Genomic DNA, 16,437 nt, shown 5'->3' on the forward strand with positions numbered 1-16,437 from the left:
ACGTCCTCATAAACGGATCGACAGGCCATCGGCCAACGATTGGCGATACGCACGCCAGGCCGGCACGCTGCCCATCAGCAGCGCGGCGATCAGGATGCCACCGAGCAACGTCCATTCATATTCGCTCGGCCATGACAGTGGCAAGTACAAGCCGTAATTGGCCTGCACATAACCTTGCGCCGCCGCGATGCACACATACAACAACGCCACGCCGGCAATCACTCCGGACAACGCCAGGGCAAACGCCTCCAGTACCAACAGCGTTGCGATGTGCCATGGCCGTGCACCCACCGAACGCAGAATCGCCATCTCGCGCCGCCGTTCATTGAGGCTGGTGAGAATCGCCGTGAGCATGCCGATCAACCCGGTCAACACCACAAACAACGAGACCACGAACAGGGCTTTCTCCGCCGTGCTCATCAAACTCCACAGCTCCTGCAATGCAACGCCCGGCAGGATCGCCAGCATCGGTTCGCCAAGGAATTCGTTGATTTCACGCTGGACCGCGAAGGTCGAAATCTTGCTGTTGAGACCGAGCATGAACGCGGTGATCGCTTGCGGTGTCAGGTCCATGTTGCGCGCCTGGTCGGCACTGATCCGGCCTTTGCCCTGCGCGGGCACGCCGTTGTGCCAGTCGATATGGATCGCTTCCATCCCGCCGAGGCTAATGTGCAACGTGCGGTCCACCGGGGTGCCGGTGCGTTTGAGAATGCCGACCACGGTGAATGGCTTGTCGTCGTGCTTGACCAGGCTGATCACGGCCACGCCGTGGGCCAGCACCAGTTTGTCGCCGAGTTTGTAGTGCAACGCATCCGCCACTTCGGCGCCGAGCACCACTTCAAACGGGTCGGTGGCGAAAGCCCGGCCATCGGCCAGTTCCAGGTGTTGCTGATGGCCGTACTGATAATGCTCGAAGTACGCCTCGGTGGTGCCCATTACCCGATAACCGCGATGGGAATCGCCGAGAGACATCGGGATCGCCCACTTCACTTTCGGGTTGTTGGCGAAGTGTTCGAAGCTGTCCCAACGGATGTTGTTGGTGGCGTTGCCGATGCGAAACACCGAGTACAGCAACAGGTTCACCGAACCGGAGCGGGCGCCGACGATCAGGTCGGTGCCGCTGATGGTGCTGGCGAAACTGGCCTTGGCTTCAGTGCGCACACGTTCAACGGCTAAAAGCAGGCAGACCGACAGGGCGATGGCGAACGCGGTGAGGATCGCGGTGAAGCGGCGGTTAGCCAGGCTGGCCAGGGCTAGACGAAACAAATACATCTCAGACCTCGAACGGGGTGGCGGCGCGATTAAGCTCGGCCAGCGACAGGTTGCGATCGAACAGCGGCGCGAGGCTCTGGTCGTGGCTGACGAACAACAGGCTCGACCCGGCTTCTCGGCATTCGGCGAACAACAGGCGAATGAAGTTCTCGCGAGCGTCATAGTCCAGGGCCGAGGTCGGTTCGTCGGCGATCACCAGTTCCGGCTGACCGATCAACGCCCGTGCGGCGGCGACCCGTTGTTGCTGGCCGATGGACAACGAATCGGCGCGGCGGCTGAGGATGCTTTCATCCTTCAAGCCCAAATGAGCGAGGAGGGTGGCCGCCGCTTGATCGACGCTGCCGTGGCGCTGTTTCGCCCGTTCGGCGCGCAGCTTGGAGAAGTGGCAGGGCAACTCGACGTTCTCGCGCACCGAGAGGAACGGCAGCAAGTTGAACTGCTGGAAGATGTAGCCGGTGTGATCGACGCGGAAACGGTCACGGGCGCCGGCACCGAGCTCGGTCAGTTCCTGGCCGAGCAAACGGATGCTGCCACGATCGGGCTTCTGCACACCGCCGAGCAGGCCGAGCAGGGTGGTCTTGCCACTGCCGCTGGGGCCCTTGAGGAACAGGGTTTCCCCGGCTTCCAGGCGAAAGGCCGGGATATCCAGCAGCGGCGGGTGACCGGGCCAACTGAAGCCCAGGTCGGACAGTTCGATGAGTGCTTGGGTCATAGCGCCGATTTCATGGGTTTGTCTTGATTACAGCTACAACCCCGATCCCTGTAGGAGCGAGGCTTGCCCGCGAAAGCGATCTTACAGTCGACATCTCTGCTGAATGTGACGGCCTCTTCGCGGGCAAGCCTCGCTCCTACAAGGGGCGGGGGTTGATCAGAAGTTGAGCGATGCAGCCTTCGCCGTCACTTCAACGCCTTGCTGGCCGCTCGGGCCGATCAGTTGTACCTGAATTTTCTGGGTCGCCGGGAAGGTATTGAAGATCGTCGCCAGGTCCAGGGTCTTCAGCGCGCCAGGTGCCGAGCAGCTGAATTGGTAGTGGGCGTGGATTTCGCTGTGGTCATGGTGATGCTCGTGACCGTCCTTGTCCGCTTCGGCGTGGTCATCGTCGTCATGATCGTCGGCGTCAGGCTTGTCGCCGAACAGCGGGCTTTCCAGTTCCTGGGTCGCGACCTTGCAACCGGCCGCTGCAGGCAGGTTGAACAGCACCAGCGGGTTTTCCAGGCGTGCACGGGCGGCGGCGACTTTGGCTTTGTCGGTGTCAGTGGTGGCGGCGTGTTCGAAGCCCACCAGGTTCATCGCCGGGCTTTCCAGCTCCAGCTCCAGGGTCTGGCCGTCCAGCGCCGCGTTCAGGCGACCGACGCCATGTTCATGGGCGCCGAGGCTGCCGTGTTCAGGTTCATTGGCAGCATGAGCAACGGCCAGCGGCAACAGGGCAAACGGCAGAGCGAGCAGCAGACGACGCATGGCGGGTCTCCGGAAAGTAAAGTGAAGAGTTTGTTATGTAATCTTATAACGAAAGTGCGGAGAGTTTGACCGTCCGCTTGGCGTTGCACAAGACCCATGGGAGCATGCATGTCAGAAATGTGCAGGAGCAGACCTATGTTGCGAATACGCGGAAGCATCGGCGACTGGCCGGTGGATTTGACCCTGGAGCTGGACGATAGCGACTGGGCACGGCTCGGCGCGCAGTTGCAGGTGAGCAAAACCGAAGAGGCCAGCGCCCCTGCAGCCAAACCAGTGAACCAGGATGAGGCGCTGTGGCAAATTGCCAAGGACCTGCTGCGCAAGGCCGGGCAATTGAGCGGGCCGGATTTGCTGGAACAACTGGAAGGACTGACCGGCAGCGCGGCCTCGGGCAAACGCTTGCTAGTGCGCTTGCGTCATTGTGCGGATGTGAAAGTAGTGAGCGGCGGGGATACGCCGCTCTATAGCTGGCGCGAGCCAGCGTAGGAGCTGCCGAAGGCTGCGATCTTTTGATCTTTAATACAGCGCGGCAAACAACTTGCGGCGGTACGTGGTCACCAATGGGTGATCGTTGCCCAGCAATTCGAACACCTGCAGCAAGGTCTTGTGCGGCAAGCCTTCGCTGTAGCTGCGGTTGCGGATGAACAGCTTCAGCAGCGAATCCAGCGCCGGCTCGTATTGCTGGCGAGCGAGTTGCTGGATCGCCAGTTGATAGACCGCTTCATCGTCCTGCGGGTTTTTCGCCAGGCGCGCTTTCAGGTCGGCGGCATCCGGCAAATCCTTGGCCTGACCCAGGAATTGGATCTGCGCCTTGGCGCCGGCCAGGGCGGCTTTGTGCTCATCGGTCTTGACCGCGTCGAGCACGGTTTGCGCTTCACCCAATTCACCGCGCTCGGTGAGGCAACGCGCATAAAGGATCAGCGCTTTCGCGTTGGTATTGTCTTCGCCCAGCAGCACCTTGAGGATGGCTTCGGCGTCGGCGAAACGACCTTCGTCGAACAACGCCTGAGCCTGTTCGAACGGATCGGCAGCGGCCGGCGGCGGCATTTGTACGTGCGGTTCAAGCATCGCGCGGACGGCGGATTCCGGTTGCGCACCAGCAAAACCGTCCACCGGTTGACCGTCCTTGAACAGCACCACGGTCGGCAGGCTGCGAATGCCGAAGCGCGAGACGATGTCCGGCTCGACGTCGCAATTGACCTTGGCCAGCAGCAACTCGCCCTGATAACTCTCGGCGATGGTTTGCAGCATCGGCATCAGCGCCTTGCATGGCGCACACCATTCGGCCCAGAAATCCACCAGCACCGGTTTGTGAAAAGAGTTCTCGATCACCGACTGGTCGAAATCAGCAGTCGTGGCGTCGAAGATGTACGGCGTTTCCTGACTCATGGGGGATCTCTTGGAAGCGTGAATGAGGCAACTATACGGCTTGGTGGGGGCTGGCCGGAAGCGGGGTGGCTGTTGGAGAGGTATTGGCTGACAGGACGTTATCGCGAGCAAGCTCGCTCCCACATTGGAATTGTGGCGAACGAGGATTTTGTGATCGACACAAAACAACTGTGGGAGCGAGCTTGCTCGCGATGCTTCTAGCCGCGCCGCGCATGGTAAAGGCTCACATGCCGAAACTCTTCGGGCTCGGCCAGGTCCGGCAAGGTCATGGCCTCGAGCATCTCGATGCGCCGGTACAACGGATGACGAAAATCCCTCACCCGCGAATCCGCGACCAACGCTTCCTGGCCACGACTCAAAAACTCATCGAGTAGCGGCAGATTCGCCCGGTCATACAGCACGTCGGCGACGAGAATCAGATCAAACCGATCCGCCTCGGCAAAGAAATCCGCCGAGTAATTGAGCTCCACATCATTGAGTTCAGCATTCGCCCGACACGCGGCAATCGCCAGTGGGTCCAGGTCACAGGCCACCACTTCCAGCGCCCCGGCTTTCACGGCGGCAATCCCCGCCACGCCGGAACCGGCGCCGAAATCCAGCACCCGTTTGCCTTTGACCCACTCAGGAAACTCAGCGAGATAACGCGCCACCGCCAAGCCGCTGGCCCAGCAGAAACTCCAGTACGGCGGCTCGTGCAGAATCCGCCGGGTTTCTTCGGGGCTGAAGGCGCGATCCATGTTGTCGCCGTCGATCAGCCAAAGCTTCAAGTCAGTGTCCGGCAACTCACAAGCAACAAGCTGTGCGTCACCGAGCAGTTCACCCAATGCCTGTTGCAGGTCGAGCGGTGCAATCATGGTGCTTTGACGAATTGCAGCTGGCCCAAGGCCTGGGTGGTGGCTTGCTCAACGCGCACGGCCGGCAAGTGCAATATCAACTGACCGGACTGGCTGGCGCGGCCACGTAGTTCAACGCGAGCGCCGACCGGGAAGGATTCCGGATTGAAACGCAGGCGAAACGGCAGCACTTGGTTGGTACCGATCAGGCTGGAGCTGGCCAGCAACTGTTGCGGACGGGATTTGTCGTCGATCACCAGCAACGCCAGCTCAACTTCGGCACCGGCCGGCACGCCTTGCAGGGTGCCGCTCAGTTCACGCTGAAAAGCGGGCAGTGGGCCGAGGTCAGCCGACTCCTTGGCTTTTTTCTGCGCCTGTTGCGGCGCGGGGCCCGGCGTCGGTGGCTGGGGCTTGGGTGCATTGCTGCCGCAGGCCACCAGCAGGCTTAAAATACTGAGCAGGACGAGCGGTCTTAGGGACATTTAAGGCTCCAGCAAGGTGACATCCATAATAGCTCGTCTGTATACCGCAAACCCTATGGCTTGTCTTGCCACCGGGATGCGCTACCATGGCCCTCCCTTTTTTTGTTGCCTGCCACCATGCACTGTCCCTTCTGCGGTGCCAACGACACCAAGGTCATCGACTCGCGTCTGGTCGCCGAGGGCGAACAGGTGCGCCGCCGGCGTGAATGCCTGGCCTGCGGCGAACGTTTCACGACGTTCGAGACCGCCGAACTGGTGTTGCCGCGCCTGATCAAAACCGACGGCAGCCGTCAGCCGTTCGACGAAGAAAAACTGCGCGCCGGTATGCAGCGGGCGCTGGAGAAGCGTCCGGTGAGTGTCGAACGCCTCGAATCGTCGCTGGTGCACATCAAACACAAACTGCGCGCCACCGGCGAACGCGAGGTCAAATCCCTCGTGGTCGGTGAACTGGTGATGGCCGAGCTGCAAAAGCTCGACGAAGTCGCCTACATTCGCTTCGCCTCCGTGTATCGGCGCTTTCAGGACCTCAACGAGTTCCGCGAAGAGATCGATCGCCTGGCCCGTGAGCCGGTGAAAGAATGACCACCTCCCCAGAACAAGCCATCCTCGACGCCCATTACATGGCCCGCGCGCTGGAACTGGCGCGCAAAGGTCACTACACGACTCACCCAAACCCTCGGGTGGGCTGCGTGATCGTGCGGGACGGGCAGATTGTCGGCGAAGGCTGGCACGTGCGCACCGGCGAACCTCACGCCGAAGTCCACGCCTTGCGCGCTGCTGGCGATAAGGCTCGCGGCGCCACTGCATACGTAACCCTCGAACCTTGCAGCCACCATGGTCACACGCCGCCCTGCGCCGATGCGCTGGTGAACGCCGGTGTCGCCCGTGTAGTTGCATCGATGCAGGACCCTAACCCGTCGGTCGCCGGTCGCGGCATGGCGCGATTGGCCCAGGCCGGTATTGCTACCGAAAGCGGTGTGCTGGAAGGCGAAGCGCGCAAGCTCAACGAAGGCTTCCTCAAGCGCATGGAACACGGCTTGCCGTTCGTGCGGGTCAAGTTGGCCATGAGCCTGGACGGTCGCACGGCGATGGAAAGCGGCGAAAGCCAATGGATCACCGGCCCGGCCGCCCGTTCGGCGGTACAACGCCTGCGTGCCCAGGCCAGCGTGGTGCTGACCGGCGCCGACACGGTGCTGGCGGACAATGCGCGGTTGACCGTGCGTGCCGCTGAACTGGGTCTGGACGCTGAACAAACCGCGTTGGCCATGAGCCGTCCGCCGCTGCGTGTGCTGATCGACGGCCGTTTGCGCGTGCCGCTGGATGCGCCGTTCTTCAAGGCTGGCCCGGCGCTGGTCGCCACCTGCATGGCCATCGAAGAGCAATATGCCAACGGCCCGGAATGCCTGATCGTGGCCGGCGACGATGGCTTGGTCGACTTGCGCAAATTGCTGGTCGAACTCGCCCATCGTGGGGTCAATGAAGTCTTGGTCGAAGCCGGCCCGCGTCTGGCCGGCGCGTTTGCCCAGCAAGGTCTGGTGGATGAATTCCAGATCTTTATTGCCGGCAAATTTTTAGGCTCGTCCGCGCGCCCATTGCTGGACTGGCCGCTCGCGCAAATGAAGGATGCGCCCGAGCTCAAAATCATCGAAATTCGCGCGGTTGGCGATGACTGGCGAGTCATCGCCATACCTGTGCCAGCAGCGAGCGTATAATTCCCGGCTTGCGCCACGCGACAGCCTTGTTCTCGAGGAGGACTCCATGTTTACCGGCATCATCGAATCCATCGGCAGTATTCGTGCATTGACCCCAAAAGGCGGAGATGTGCGGGTATACGTAGAAACCGGCAAGCTCGACCTGAGCGACGTCAAACTGGGCGACAGCATCGCGGTCAACGGCGTATGCCTGACCGCAGTTGAACTGCCAGGCAATGGCTTTGCGGCAGACGTCAGCCGCGAAACCCTCGACTGCACCGCCATGAACGACCTGAAAAGCGGCAGCCCGGTCAACCTGGAAAAAGCCCTGACCCCGACCACACGTCTGGGTGGGCACCTGGTCAGCGGTCACGTCGATGGCGTGGGCGAAGTGGTTGCCCGTACAGAAAATGCTCGCGCAGTGGAATTCCGCATCCGCGCGCCGAAAGACCTCGCCAAGTACATCGCCCATAAAGGCTCGATCACCGTCGATGGCACCAGCCTGACCGTGAACGCAGTCGATGGCGCCGAGTTCTTGCTGACGATCATTCCCCACACCCTGAGCGAAACCATCATGGCGTCTTACCAGCCAGGTCGCCGGGTGAATCTGGAAGTGGACTTGCTGGCACGTTATCTGGAGCGCCTGTTGTTGGGCGACAAGGCCGCAGAGCCAAGCTCCAGTAACATCACCGAAAGCTTTCTGGCCGCCAACGGCTACCTCAAATCCTGACTCAAGGGGGTGCCTTGTGGCGCTCAATAGCATCGAAGAACTGGTTGAAGATATCCGCCAAGGCAAGATGGTCATCCTCATGGATGACGAAGATCGCGAGAACGAAGGCGACCTGATCATGGCCGCCGAGTGCTGCAAGCCTGAACACATCAACTTCATGGCCAAGCACGCCCGTGGCCTGATCTGCATGCCGATGAGTCGCGAGCGCTGCGAACTGCTGAAGCTGCCGTTGATGGCGCCGCGCAACGGTTCCGGTTTTGGCACCAAGTTCACCGTGTCGATCGAAGCCACGACCGGCGTGACCACCGGCATCTCCGCCGCCGACCGCGCCCGCACCGTGCAGGCCGCTGCCGCCAAGGACGCCAAGGCTGAAGACATCGTCAGCCCGGGCCACATCTTCCCGTTGATGGCCCAACCCGGCGGCACCCTTGCTCGCGCCGGCCACACTGAAGCGGCCTGCGACCTGGCGCGCATGGCCGGTTTCGAGCCGAGCGGTGTGATCTGCGAAGTGATGAACGACGACGGCACCATGTCCCGTCGCGCTGAACTGGAAACCTTTGCTGCCGAACACAACATCAAGATCGGCACCATCGCCGACCTGATTCACTACCGGATGATCCACGAACGTACCGTTCAGCGGATTGCCGAGCAGCCACTGGACAGCGAACTGGGCCAATTCAACCTGGTGACCTATCGTGATTCCGTGGAAGGCGACGTGCACATGGCCCTGACCCTGGGCACCGTGTGCGCTGAAGAACCGACCCTGGTCCGGGTGCACAACATGGACCCGTTGCGCGACCTGCTGATGGTCAAGCAACCGGGCCGCTGGAGCCTGCGCGCCGCCATGGCTGCGGTCGCCGAGGCCGGTAGCGGCGTGGTGCTATTGCTCGGTCACCCGCTCGATGGCGACGTGTTGCTGGCACACATCCGCGAAACCGCGGAACACGTACCGGCGAAAAAACCGACCACCTACAGCATCGTCGGTGCCGGTTCGCAGATCCTTCGGGACCTGGGCGTGCGCAAAATGCGCCTGATGAGTGCGCCAATGAAATTTAATGCGATATCCGGTTTCGATCTGGAAGTTGTAGAATACGTGCCCTCCGAATAATGACTGGGTGTTTCCAGTCCTTGATTCGCGGTTAACACATCACTGAGGGACGCGTAGAAAACGCGTCCCGGCTCTTTAAGAGATCTAACGAATGACCCTGAAGACCATCGAAGGTACCTTCATCGCCCCTAAAGGCCGCTACGCTTTGGTAGTGGGCCGTTTCAACAGCTTCGTCGTTGAAAGCCTGGTTAGCGGTGCAGTTGATGCCCTGGTTCGCCATGGCGTGAGCGAAAGCGACATCACCATCATCCGTGCGCCTGGCGCCTTCGAAATTCCGCTGGTTGCGCAGAAAGTCGCTCAGAAGGGCGAGTACGCGGCAATCATCGCCCTGGGCGCGGTCATTCGTGGCGGTACTCCGCACTTCGAATACGTGGCTGGCGAATGCACCAAGGGCCTGGCCCAGGTGTCCATGGAGTTCGGCGTACCGGTCGCTTTCGGCGTCCTGACCGTTGATTCCATCGAGCAAGCCATCGAACGTTCCGGCACCAAGGCCGGTAACAAAGGTGCTGAAGCTGCCCTGTCCGCTCTGGAAATGGTCAGCCTGCTGGCGCAGTTGGAGGCCAAGTGATTAGCGACGAAAGTGATCGTTTCAACCCGCGCGATCCAAAGCCTGCGGATGCCGGCAAGCCATCGAAAAGCGTCAAGCGTCGCGAAGCCCGTCAGCTCGCGACTCAAGCGCTGTATCAATGGCACATGGCCAAGCAATCGCTGAACGAGATCGAAGCGCAGTTTCGGGTCGATAACGATTTCAGCGATGTCGATGCCGCCTACTTCCACGACATCCTGCACGGCGTTCCGGCGCACCGCACCGAGATCGATACTGCCCTGGCCCCGTGCCTGGACATTACGATCGAAGAGCTGGACCCGGTTGAACTGGCCGTTCTGCGCCTGTCGACCTGGGAGCTGATCAAGCGTGTCGACGTGCCGTACCGCGTTGTGATCAACGAAGGTATCGAGCTGGCGAAAGTCTTCGGTTCCACCGACGGCCACAAGTTCGTCAACGGTGTACTCGACAAGCTGGCCCCGCGTCTGCGTGAAGCTGAAGTGAAGGCGTTCAAGCGCTGATCCTTTGATCAGTGCTTGGAAATGCCATGGGCGAGTTTGAGCTGATCCGCAATTTCTTCGCCGCCGCGCCTTGTGCGCAGGGCGGCGAGGGCGTTGCCCTTGGGATCGGCGACGACTGCGCCTTGCTGGCTGTTCCCTCCGGGGAACAGTTGGCGATTTCCACCGACACCCTCGTTGCCGGTGTGCATTTCGCAGATCCTTGCGACCCGTTTTTGCTCGGTCAGCGCTCGCTGGCTGTAGCGGTCAGTGACCTGGCCGCCATGGGCGCCACTCCCATTGCCTTTACCCTTGCCCTGACGTTGCCGACGGTGACCGCCGATTGGCTGGACGCCTACGCCCGTGGTTTGAACGTCATGGCGCAGAGCTGTGGCGTGGCGCTGGTGGGTGGCGACACCACTTGTGGGCCGTTGAGCCTGACGATGACCGTGTTTGGCCGTGTGCCGGTCGGCAAGGCGTTGACCCGCAGTGGCGCGCAGCCGGGCGACTTGCTGTGTGTCGGCGGTGAGCTGGGCAATGCCGCCGGGGCCTTGCCGCTGGTGCTTGGTCAGCGGACTACTGAAGCGGCCATCGCCGATCCGTTGCTGGCCCATTACTGGGCGCCGCAACCGCAACTGGCCCTCGGTCAGGCGTTGCGCGGCAAAGCTACCTCGGCGCTGGACATCTCCGACGGCCTGCTCGCCGATTGTGGGCATATTGCGCTCGCGTCGAAGGTCGGCATTCAGGTTGAGCGGAGTAAGCTGCCTGTATCGACGGCGTTAGTGGCGTTCCTCGGTCAATCGGGCGCTGAAGACGCGGCCCTGAGCGGTGGTGACGACTACGTGCTGGCCTTTACTTTGCCGCCCGTCGAATTGCCCCGACTGCTGGCCGACGGTTGGCCGATCCAAGTGGTCGGCCAGGTCGTGACCGGGCAGGGCGTTGTGCTGCTGGACGCCGATGGACAAGACATCACCCCGCAAACCCGGGGCTATCAACATTTTCGGGAGACACCGTGACAGATCATCCCAAACAGACCCCGGCGGAATTCGTACCGCCTTCGGTCTGGCGTAATCCGTGGCATTTCCTGGCGTTCGGCTTCGGCTCGGGCACCTTGCCAAAAGCACCGGGCACCTGGGGGTCGTTAGTTGCGCTACCCTTTATTCCGTTGTGGCAGATGTTGCCCGACTGGGGTTACTGGCTGATGCTCGGCATCACCATGCTGTTCGGCTTCTGGCTGTGCGGCAAAGTGGCCGACGATTTGCGAGTACATGATCACGAAGGCATCGTCTGGGACGAGATGGTCGGGATGTGGATCACCCTGTGGCTGGTGCCGCAAGGTTGGTACTGGTTGCTGGCAGGGTTCTTGTTGTTCCGCTTCTTCGACATCCTCAAACCGTGGCCGATTCGCTGGATCGACCGCCACGTGCATGGCGGCGTCGGGATCATGCTCGATGACGTATTGGCCGGGGTCTTTGCATGGCTGGGGATGCAGGGTCTGGTTTGGCTTTTTGCCTGAGTGGCAAACCGGGGAACTAGGGATGGCTCGACGCTGGTTGATGGTGGTTTTCGCGATGTTTTGCTCACTCGCCCAGGCGGGGGATGTCGCGCCGACGCCGTCCGTGATTCATCTGGCCAGCGAAGACTGGGAAGACTACACCGCTGCTGACGGCCACGGCCTGGGCTGGGATCTGCTGCGGGCGATCTTCGAGCCGGCGGGTGTCAAGCTGGACATCCGCACCGAACCTTACACGCGCGCCGTGGGCTTGGCCCAGCGGGGCGAAGTGGACGCCTGTGTCGGTTCCTATCGGGATGAAATCAGCGATCTGCTCTATCCGCACTGGAACTTCGACACCGATCACATCTATGCCTTGGGCCTGGCGAGCAATCCGGCGCCGACCCTCGACACCCTGGGCAACTATCGACTGGCCTGGGTTCGCGGCTACAAGTATCAGGATTACCTGCCGAACATTCACCGCTTCAACGAAGTGGTGCGGCGCACCGGAATCCTGTCGATGCTGACCCACAACCGCGCCGACTATTACATTGATGCGCTGACCGAAGTCGATTACATGGTCGCCCGGGCCAAGGATCCGTCGCAGTTTCGTCGAACCCACATCGCCGAGTTGCCATTGTTCCTGTGTTTTGCCGACAACCCCAAGGCCCGCGCGTTGATGGCGTTGTTCGACCAGCGCATGGAACGGCTGGTGAAAAGCGGCCAGTTGAAACCGGTCTTCGCCAAGTGGAAACAGCCGTATCCGTTTGGCACTGACTGAACACGGTCAATGTGGGAGCGGGCTTGCTCGCGAATGCGGTGGGTCAGTCAACATTGATGCAGGCTGATCCACCGCATTCGCGAGCAAGTCGAATCGTCGCACCGCCGCTCCCACAGGGAAATGGTGTTGTTGACGCAGTGATCAAACTTTTTGATCGTTATGCCCCATAATTCAGCCTAAGCGTCGGTTAGAACCTGCTGTTACAATGCCGCGTCTGCGAATCTCCAGTACTTATTGATCAGGAGCACACCGGTGCCTGTCGTTTTTGTCGCCGCTTCCAAGCTGCCAACGCCTTTTGCGCAATTCACCATGCACGGCTTTCTCGATGAAGAAAATGGCCGAGAGCACGTGGTGCTCAGTCTGGGTGAGTTCGATGACGGTGCGCCGGTGCTCGGCCGCTTGCACTCCGAATGCCTGACCGGCGATGCCTTGTTCAGCCAGCGTTGCGACTGCGGCTCTCAGCTTGAAGCAGCGTTGCAGGCCATCGCCCGCGAAGGCCGTGGCGTGTTGCTGTACTTGCGTCAGGAAGGTCGTGGCATTGGCCTGCTGAACAAAATCCGCGCTTACGAGTTGCAGGACGGCGGCGCCGACACCGTTGAAGCCAACGAGCGTCTGGGCTTTGCCGCCGACCAGCGTGACTACGCCATGTGCCTGCCGATGCTTCAGCACCTGGGCGTGAAATCCCTGCGTCTGATGACCAACAACCCACGCAAGGTCAAAGCCTTGACCGACATGGGTATCGTGGTCGCCGAGCGCGTGCCGCTGCACACCGGGCACAACCCGCACAACAAACTCTACCTGGCCACCAAGGCCAAAAAGCTCGACCACATGATGGGCAACGAGCATCAGGGCGAGGCAGATCGGGCGTGACCCGCGGCCAGGTTCGGCGCCGACTGTCGTTCAGCTGGTGGCAATACCTGGCGCTGGCCTTGTTGCCGCTGTTCGTGATCAACGGCGTGTTTGGCCAGAGCGAGGCGATCCTGCCGGTGCTGGCGATGCCGTTGTTTATCGCCGGTGTGGCCTCGATGTTTGTCAGCCTGAAGTTCTTCAGTGGCTATAAACATGCGCTGATCGCCACCCAGAAAGCCCTCGACACCCCTGAAGAACCTGCTGCCTGGATTACCTTGGCCGCCAAGCGTCGCACGGCGTTCCTGGCTGCCGGCCTGCCGGCGTGGATCGGTGCGCTAGCGGTGTTCGTCGGTCTCGAAGCGGTGCCACTGGTGCTGCTGGCGCTGTCGACCACGGTGCTGTTCTACCTCTACCGTATTCCGCGTCAACTCGGCTGATGCTTCGTCATTGGCTGGCGGTGTTGCTGCTCGCCGTCAGTGGCTCGGCGGCTGCGGTCGAGCGGGTGGTCAGCCTGGCGCCGTCACTATCTGAAATCGTGGTTGAACTGGGTTCGGCAGACCTGTTGGTCGGTGTGCTGGATGCCGGTGAACGTCCTGCTGAACTCAAAAATCTGCCCTCCGTTGGCCGCTACGGTCAGTTGGACATGGAGCGATTGCTCAGCCTCAAGCCCGATCTGCTGTTGCTCTGGCCCGGCAGCGTCGGCCCGGCCCAGCGTGAACAGCTCAAGCGGTTGAACATTCCTACCTACGTCGCCGAACCGCATAACCTCGGACAACTCACCGCGCAGATTGAATCCATCGCCACACAGCTCGGCCGGCCGGAGCGGGGCGTGAAGTTAGCGGCGGACCTGCGGCAAAAGCTGGATAACCTGCGCCAACGCTATCGACGGGACAAGCCGTTGCAGGTGTTCTATCAAGTCTGGGATCGGCCGTTGTACACCGTCGGCGGTGGGCAGATCATCAGCGATGCGCTTGAAGTGTGCGGTGCGCGCAATGTGTTTGCCGACCTGACATTGCCAGCGCCGCAGGTGAGCGTGGAGGCGGTGCTGCAGCGCAATCCCGAGGTGATTCTGGCCGGTGATCAGGCGCAGCTCGATGCCTGGAAGGCGTGGCCGCAGGTGGCGGCGGTGGCTCGCGGGCAATTGTTGTTGGTGACGGATAAAGGCCTGGAGCGGCCGAGTGGGCAGATGATCGAGGCGACGGCCAAATTGTGCCAAATCATCGCGCCGGACCAATAACCTGTGGCGAGGGGGCTTGCCCCCGTTCGGCTGCGCAGCAGTCGCAATCAGGTTGATGCGGTGTGTCTGACAAAACATGGTGGCTGGATTGGGGCCGCTTCGCAGCCCAACGGGGGCAAGCCCCCTCGCCACAATTGAGCGAGTTGGCCTTTAGATTTCCGGCGTCCAGGTCACCCCAAACATCCACGCCCGACCTTCCTCGCGATACCCATACTGACTGCCGTCATAGCTATACAACGCCCGGCTGTAACCCTTGTCGAGCAGGTTATCCACCTTCAAATCAAGCTTCACTTCCCGATTCAACGCCCAGCTACTTCGCAACCCAAGCAACGCATAGCCGCCCAACGGCTGCTGATTGTTCTCATCGTCGTAGCTGGCGCTGACCGCCTGCCAACTGGCGCCGAGGCTCAGTCGATCGAACTGTCGATCCAGATCCAGGCTCAATGTTCGCCGGGCACGACGGGCCAGGGTGTGACCACTGTCGCGATCTCGCGGGTCGATGATCGACACGCCGAGGTTGCTCTGCCAGCCGAACAGTTCCTGCTTTAGCGCTGCTTCGAAACCGTTGATGCGTGCCGAAGCAACGTTCTGCGGGCGGTTGTTGCTGCCGAAGATAATCGCGTCTTCCAGGTTCGTTCGGTACAGCGATGCTTCCAGTCGGCTGGCCTCGGTCAGTTGACTGCGCCATTGCAGTTCATAGCTTTTCGAGGTTTCAGGCTTCAAGTCTGGATTGCTGAAGTCCGGGTAATACAGATCGTTGAAAGTCGGTGCGCGGAAGCCTTCGCTGTAGGTCAGCAGCACGTCGTTATCCGGATTCAACGGCAGGGTGAACGTGCCGCTCCAACTGTTTTGGCCGCCGAACTGTTGATTCTGATCACGACGCAGGCCCAGTTCCGTGGAGAAACTGTCCGCCTGATAGCGATGCTGGATAAACGCCGCGCGGTTCCAGCGACTGTCCTCGTCAAACGGCGTGCTGCTGTTGATCCGGTCTTCGTACCAGTCGCCGCCGAGGATCAGGCTATTGCGCTCGTTGAGCGTCAGGTCGTTCTGCCAGTTCACCGAGTCGCGGTAAGTGTTGAACACCATGCGTTCGTCGCTGAGCTTGTCGAGGGTCTTCTCGCTGTTTTCGCTGTGGCCGAACTCGACGCGGGTTTTCCACCGATCATTGACCCGCGCGTCGACGTAACTGCTGACGCTACTGACGTCGAAATCGCTGTAAGGCTGCTGCTGGACGGATTTGAAGGTGGTCGTGTCGAAGCGACCGAACGGGTTGTCGAACTCGCTTTTACCGGTGTTATCCAGCAGGTTGGCGCCGATTTCGATGTCATCGGTCAGCGCATGACTCAGGCTCAAACTCACCGATTTGTTGCGGTACTCGTCGTGATCACTGTCGCTGGGATACGACTCGTGGGTGCGATTGATCCCGGCGGTTTCATCGAGGCTGGCGCCGAGGTTGAAACGGGTTTTCTCATCGCCACCGGACAGCCCAAGGCTGCGCTCCCACGTCTGGTTGCTGCCGAATCCTATGTGCAGGCGCGGTTGCAGGCCTTGTTCACCACCGCGACGGGTGAAAATCTGAATCACCCCGCCTATCGCATCGCTACCATAAATCACCGAGCGGGAGCCGCGCAGCACTTCAACGCGCTCGACTTGTTCGATGTTGATGTGTTGCAGGTTGCTGTCGCCAGACGTGGAACTGCCGATGCGCTGGCCGTCCACCAGCACCAGCGTTTGGGCCGACTTGGTGCCGCGAATGTAAATCCCCGGCAAGCTGCCGCGCCCGCCGGTTTGCCCGACCTGCACACCCGGCACCCGACGCAGCAGATCGGTAACGCTGTCCGGTTGCAGACGGTCGATGTCTTCGCGGGTGAACACCGTGTTGGCGGCGCTGCTGTCGTTGCGTGCTTCGACCTGGCGGTTGGCGCTGATCAACACATCGGGGAGCTTCAGGGCTTGGTCGCGTTCGAAGGTGTTGGCCAGGAGTTGGCCGGCCGGCAGGAGCGTCAGCGTTAAAGCGAGGCGGGAGAGTTTCATTGGCAGTCCATTGGCAATCTGCAGCGAACACACATTTGA

General features: G+C 61.0%; 20 protein-coding genes. 13 read left to right on the plus strand and 7 right to left on the minus strand.

All coding sequences use genetic code 11. The features are described from left to right. Positions 1-6 precede the first annotated feature (6 nt). The 3 genes from AC1MEW_RS06750 to AC1MEW_RS06760 all read right to left on the minus strand — a co-directional run bounded on the left by AC1MEW_RS06750 (position 7) and on the right by AC1MEW_RS06760 (position 2,731). Positions 7-1,272: an ABC transporter permease gene (locus tag AC1MEW_RS06750; RefSeq protein ID WP_201191833.1), complete on the minus strand. Its 1,266-nt coding sequence runs from the start codon at positions 1,270-1,272 to the stop codon at positions 7-9. A gap of 1 nt (position 1,273) precedes the next feature. After that, positions 1,274-1,984: an ABC transporter ATP-binding protein gene (locus AC1MEW_RS06755; RefSeq protein ID WP_201198205.1), complete on the minus strand. Its 711-nt coding sequence runs from the start codon at positions 1,982-1,984 to the stop codon at positions 1,274-1,276. 156 nt (positions 1,985-2,140) lie between these two features. After that, the gene (locus AC1MEW_RS06760) at positions 2,141-2,731 is read right to left on the minus strand and encodes a DUF2796 domain-containing protein (protein ID WP_480425759.1); all 591 of its coding nucleotides are present in this window, start codon (positions 2,729-2,731) and stop codon (positions 2,141-2,143) included. A gap of 135 nt (positions 2,732-2,866) precedes the next feature. Between AC1MEW_RS06760 and AC1MEW_RS06765 the strand changes: the two genes are divergently transcribed. After that, positions 2,867-3,217: a hypothetical protein gene (locus tag AC1MEW_RS06765; RefSeq protein ID WP_201198203.1), complete on the plus strand. Its 351-nt coding sequence runs from the start codon at positions 2,867-2,869 to the stop codon at positions 3,215-3,217. A gap of 30 nt (positions 3,218-3,247) precedes the next feature. On the opposite strand, the gene trxA is transcribed toward AC1MEW_RS06765, so the two are convergent. From trxA to AC1MEW_RS06780, 3 genes are all read right to left on the minus strand, one after another. Continuing rightward, positions 3,248-4,120: a thioredoxin gene (trxA, locus tag AC1MEW_RS06770; protein ID WP_149660947.1), complete on the minus strand. Its 873-nt coding sequence runs from the start codon at positions 4,118-4,120 to the stop codon at positions 3,248-3,250. A 197-nt stretch (positions 4,121-4,317) separates the two neighbouring features. Then, entirely contained in the window at positions 4,318-4,974 is a 657-nt protein-coding gene (locus tag AC1MEW_RS06775; RefSeq protein WP_201198202.1) for a class I SAM-dependent methyltransferase, read from the minus strand. Further along, entirely contained in the window at positions 4,971-5,435 is a 465-nt protein-coding gene (locus AC1MEW_RS06780) for a hypothetical protein (protein WP_201198201.1), read from the minus strand. The genes AC1MEW_RS06775 and AC1MEW_RS06780 overlap by 4 nt, the downstream gene beginning before the upstream one ends. Before the next feature lie 117 nt (positions 5,436-5,552). On the opposite strand from AC1MEW_RS06780, the gene nrdR reads away from it, so the two are divergent. The 12 genes from nrdR (at position 5,553) to AC1MEW_RS06840 (ending at position 14,364) form a co-directional block, all read left to right on the plus strand. Further along, entirely contained in the window at positions 5,553-6,017 is a 465-nt protein-coding gene (gene nrdR / locus AC1MEW_RS06785) for a transcriptional regulator NrdR (RefSeq protein WP_003228656.1), read from the plus strand. After that, the gene (ribD, locus tag AC1MEW_RS06790; RefSeq protein ID WP_201198200.1) at positions 6,014-7,147 is read left to right on the plus strand and encodes a bifunctional diaminohydroxyphosphoribosylaminopyrimidine deaminase/5-amino-6-(5-phosphoribosylamino)uracil reductase RibD; all 1,134 of its coding nucleotides are present in this window, start codon (positions 6,014-6,016) and stop codon (positions 7,145-7,147) included. Before nrdR ends, ribD begins: the two co-directional genes overlap by 4 nt. 46 nt (positions 7,148-7,193) lie before the next feature. After that, positions 7,194-7,856 carry a riboflavin synthase gene (locus AC1MEW_RS06795; protein WP_201198199.1) on the plus strand — a complete coding sequence of 221 codons (663 nt, stop codon included), beginning with the start codon at positions 7,194-7,196 and terminating at the stop codon, positions 7,854-7,856. A gap of 16 nt (positions 7,857-7,872) precedes the next feature. Beyond that, positions 7,873-8,964, plus strand: a complete 1,092-nt coding sequence (gene ribBA / locus AC1MEW_RS06800) for a bifunctional 3,4-dihydroxy-2-butanone-4-phosphate synthase/GTP cyclohydrolase II (protein WP_123509922.1) — start codon at positions 7,873-7,875, stop codon at positions 8,962-8,964. 91 nt (positions 8,965-9,055) lie between these two features. After that, positions 9,056-9,532 carry a 6,7-dimethyl-8-ribityllumazine synthase gene (ribH, locus tag AC1MEW_RS06805; RefSeq protein ID WP_003185938.1) on the plus strand — a complete coding sequence of 159 codons (477 nt, stop codon included), beginning with the start codon at positions 9,056-9,058 and terminating at the stop codon, positions 9,530-9,532. Then, positions 9,529-10,029 carry a transcription antitermination factor NusB gene (gene nusB, locus AC1MEW_RS06810; protein ID WP_007944234.1) on the plus strand — a complete coding sequence of 167 codons (501 nt, stop codon included), beginning with the start codon at positions 9,529-9,531 and terminating at the stop codon, positions 10,027-10,029. Before ribH ends, nusB begins: the two co-directional genes overlap by 4 nt. Positions 10,030-10,055: 26 nt before the next feature. Continuing rightward, the gene (thiL, locus tag AC1MEW_RS06815) at positions 10,056-11,021 is read left to right on the plus strand and encodes a thiamine-phosphate kinase (RefSeq protein ID WP_480425764.1); all 966 of its coding nucleotides are present in this window, start codon (positions 10,056-10,058) and stop codon (positions 11,019-11,021) included. Further along, positions 11,018-11,521: a phosphatidylglycerophosphatase A family protein gene (locus AC1MEW_RS06820; protein WP_201198197.1), complete on the plus strand. Its 504-nt coding sequence runs from the start codon at positions 11,018-11,020 to the stop codon at positions 11,519-11,521. Before thiL ends, AC1MEW_RS06820 begins: the two co-directional genes overlap by 4 nt. 22 nt (positions 11,522-11,543) lie before the next feature. After that, the gene (locus AC1MEW_RS06825; protein WP_480425766.1) at positions 11,544-12,278 is read left to right on the plus strand and encodes a substrate-binding periplasmic protein; all 735 of its coding nucleotides are present in this window, start codon (positions 11,544-11,546) and stop codon (positions 12,276-12,278) included. A gap of 252 nt (positions 12,279-12,530) precedes the next feature. Further along, a complete protein-coding gene (ribA, locus tag AC1MEW_RS06830; protein WP_201198195.1) occupies positions 12,531-13,148 on the plus strand; it encodes a GTP cyclohydrolase II in 618 nt (205 codons plus the stop codon). Beyond that, the gene (locus AC1MEW_RS06835; protein ID WP_201198194.1) at positions 13,145-13,564 is read left to right on the plus strand and encodes an MFS transporter; all 420 of its coding nucleotides are present in this window, start codon (positions 13,145-13,147) and stop codon (positions 13,562-13,564) included. Before ribA ends, AC1MEW_RS06835 begins: the two co-directional genes overlap by 4 nt. Continuing rightward, positions 13,564-14,364 (plus strand): cobalamin-binding protein, encoded by an 801-nt coding sequence (locus AC1MEW_RS06840; protein WP_480425769.1) that lies wholly within the window; start codon positions 13,564-13,566, stop codon positions 14,362-14,364. The genes AC1MEW_RS06835 and AC1MEW_RS06840 overlap by 1 nt, the downstream gene beginning before the upstream one ends. A gap of 150 nt (positions 14,365-14,514) precedes the next feature. On the opposite strand, the gene AC1MEW_RS06845 is transcribed toward AC1MEW_RS06840, so the two are convergent. Next, positions 14,515-16,398: a TonB-dependent receptor domain-containing protein gene (locus AC1MEW_RS06845; RefSeq protein WP_480425771.1), complete on the minus strand. Its 1,884-nt coding sequence runs from the start codon at positions 16,396-16,398 to the stop codon at positions 14,515-14,517. Positions 16,399-16,437 lie beyond the last annotated feature (39 nt).

The organism is Pseudomonas sp. ASL4 (assembly GCF_056680395.1).

Coding starts and splice junctions, on each gene's coding strand:
- AC1MEW_RS06825 (WP_480425766.1), top strand. CDS start 11,544: ATGGCTCGACGCTGGTTGATGGTGGTTTTCGCGATGTTTTGCTCACTC.
- AC1MEW_RS06795 (WP_201198199.1), top strand. CDS start 7,194: ATGTTTACCGGCATCATCGAATCCATCGGCAGTATTCGTGCATTGACC.
- trxA (WP_149660947.1), bottom strand. CDS start 4,120: ATGAGTCAGGAAACGCCGTACATCTTCGACGCCACGACTGCTGATTTC.
- AC1MEW_RS06780 (WP_201198201.1), bottom strand. CDS start 5,435: ATGTCCCTAAGACCGCTCGTCCTGCTCAGTATTTTAAGCCTGCTGGTG.
- ribD (WP_201198200.1), top strand. CDS start 6,014: ATGACCACCTCCCCAGAACAAGCCATCCTCGACGCCCATTACATGGCC.
- ribH (WP_003185938.1), top strand. CDS start 9,056: ATGACCCTGAAGACCATCGAAGGTACCTTCATCGCCCCTAAAGGCCGC.
- AC1MEW_RS06775 (WP_201198202.1), bottom strand. CDS start 4,974: ATGATTGCACCGCTCGACCTGCAACAGGCATTGGGTGAACTGCTCGGT.
- AC1MEW_RS06750 (WP_201191833.1), bottom strand. CDS start 1,272: ATGTATTTGTTTCGTCTAGCCCTGGCCAGCCTGGCTAACCGCCGCTTC.
- AC1MEW_RS06760 (WP_480425759.1), bottom strand. CDS start 2,731: ATGCGTCGTCTGCTGCTCGCTCTGCCGTTTGCCCTGTTGCCGCTGGCC.
- AC1MEW_RS06755 (WP_201198205.1), bottom strand. CDS start 1,984: ATGACCCAAGCACTCATCGAACTGTCCGACCTGGGCTTCAGTTGGCCC.
- thiL (WP_480425764.1), top strand. CDS start 10,056: ATGGGCGAGTTTGAGCTGATCCGCAATTTCTTCGCCGCCGCGCCTTGT.
- AC1MEW_RS06845 (WP_480425771.1), bottom strand. CDS start 16,398: ATGAAACTCTCCCGCCTCGCTTTAACGCTGACGCTCCTGCCGGCCGGC.
- AC1MEW_RS06840 (WP_480425769.1), top strand. CDS start 13,564: ATGCTTCGTCATTGGCTGGCGGTGTTGCTGCTCGCCGTCAGTGGCTCG.
- AC1MEW_RS06765 (WP_201198203.1), top strand. CDS start 2,867: ATGTTGCGAATACGCGGAAGCATCGGCGACTGGCCGGTGGATTTGACC.
- nrdR (WP_003228656.1), top strand. CDS start 5,553: ATGCACTGTCCCTTCTGCGGTGCCAACGACACCAAGGTCATCGACTCG.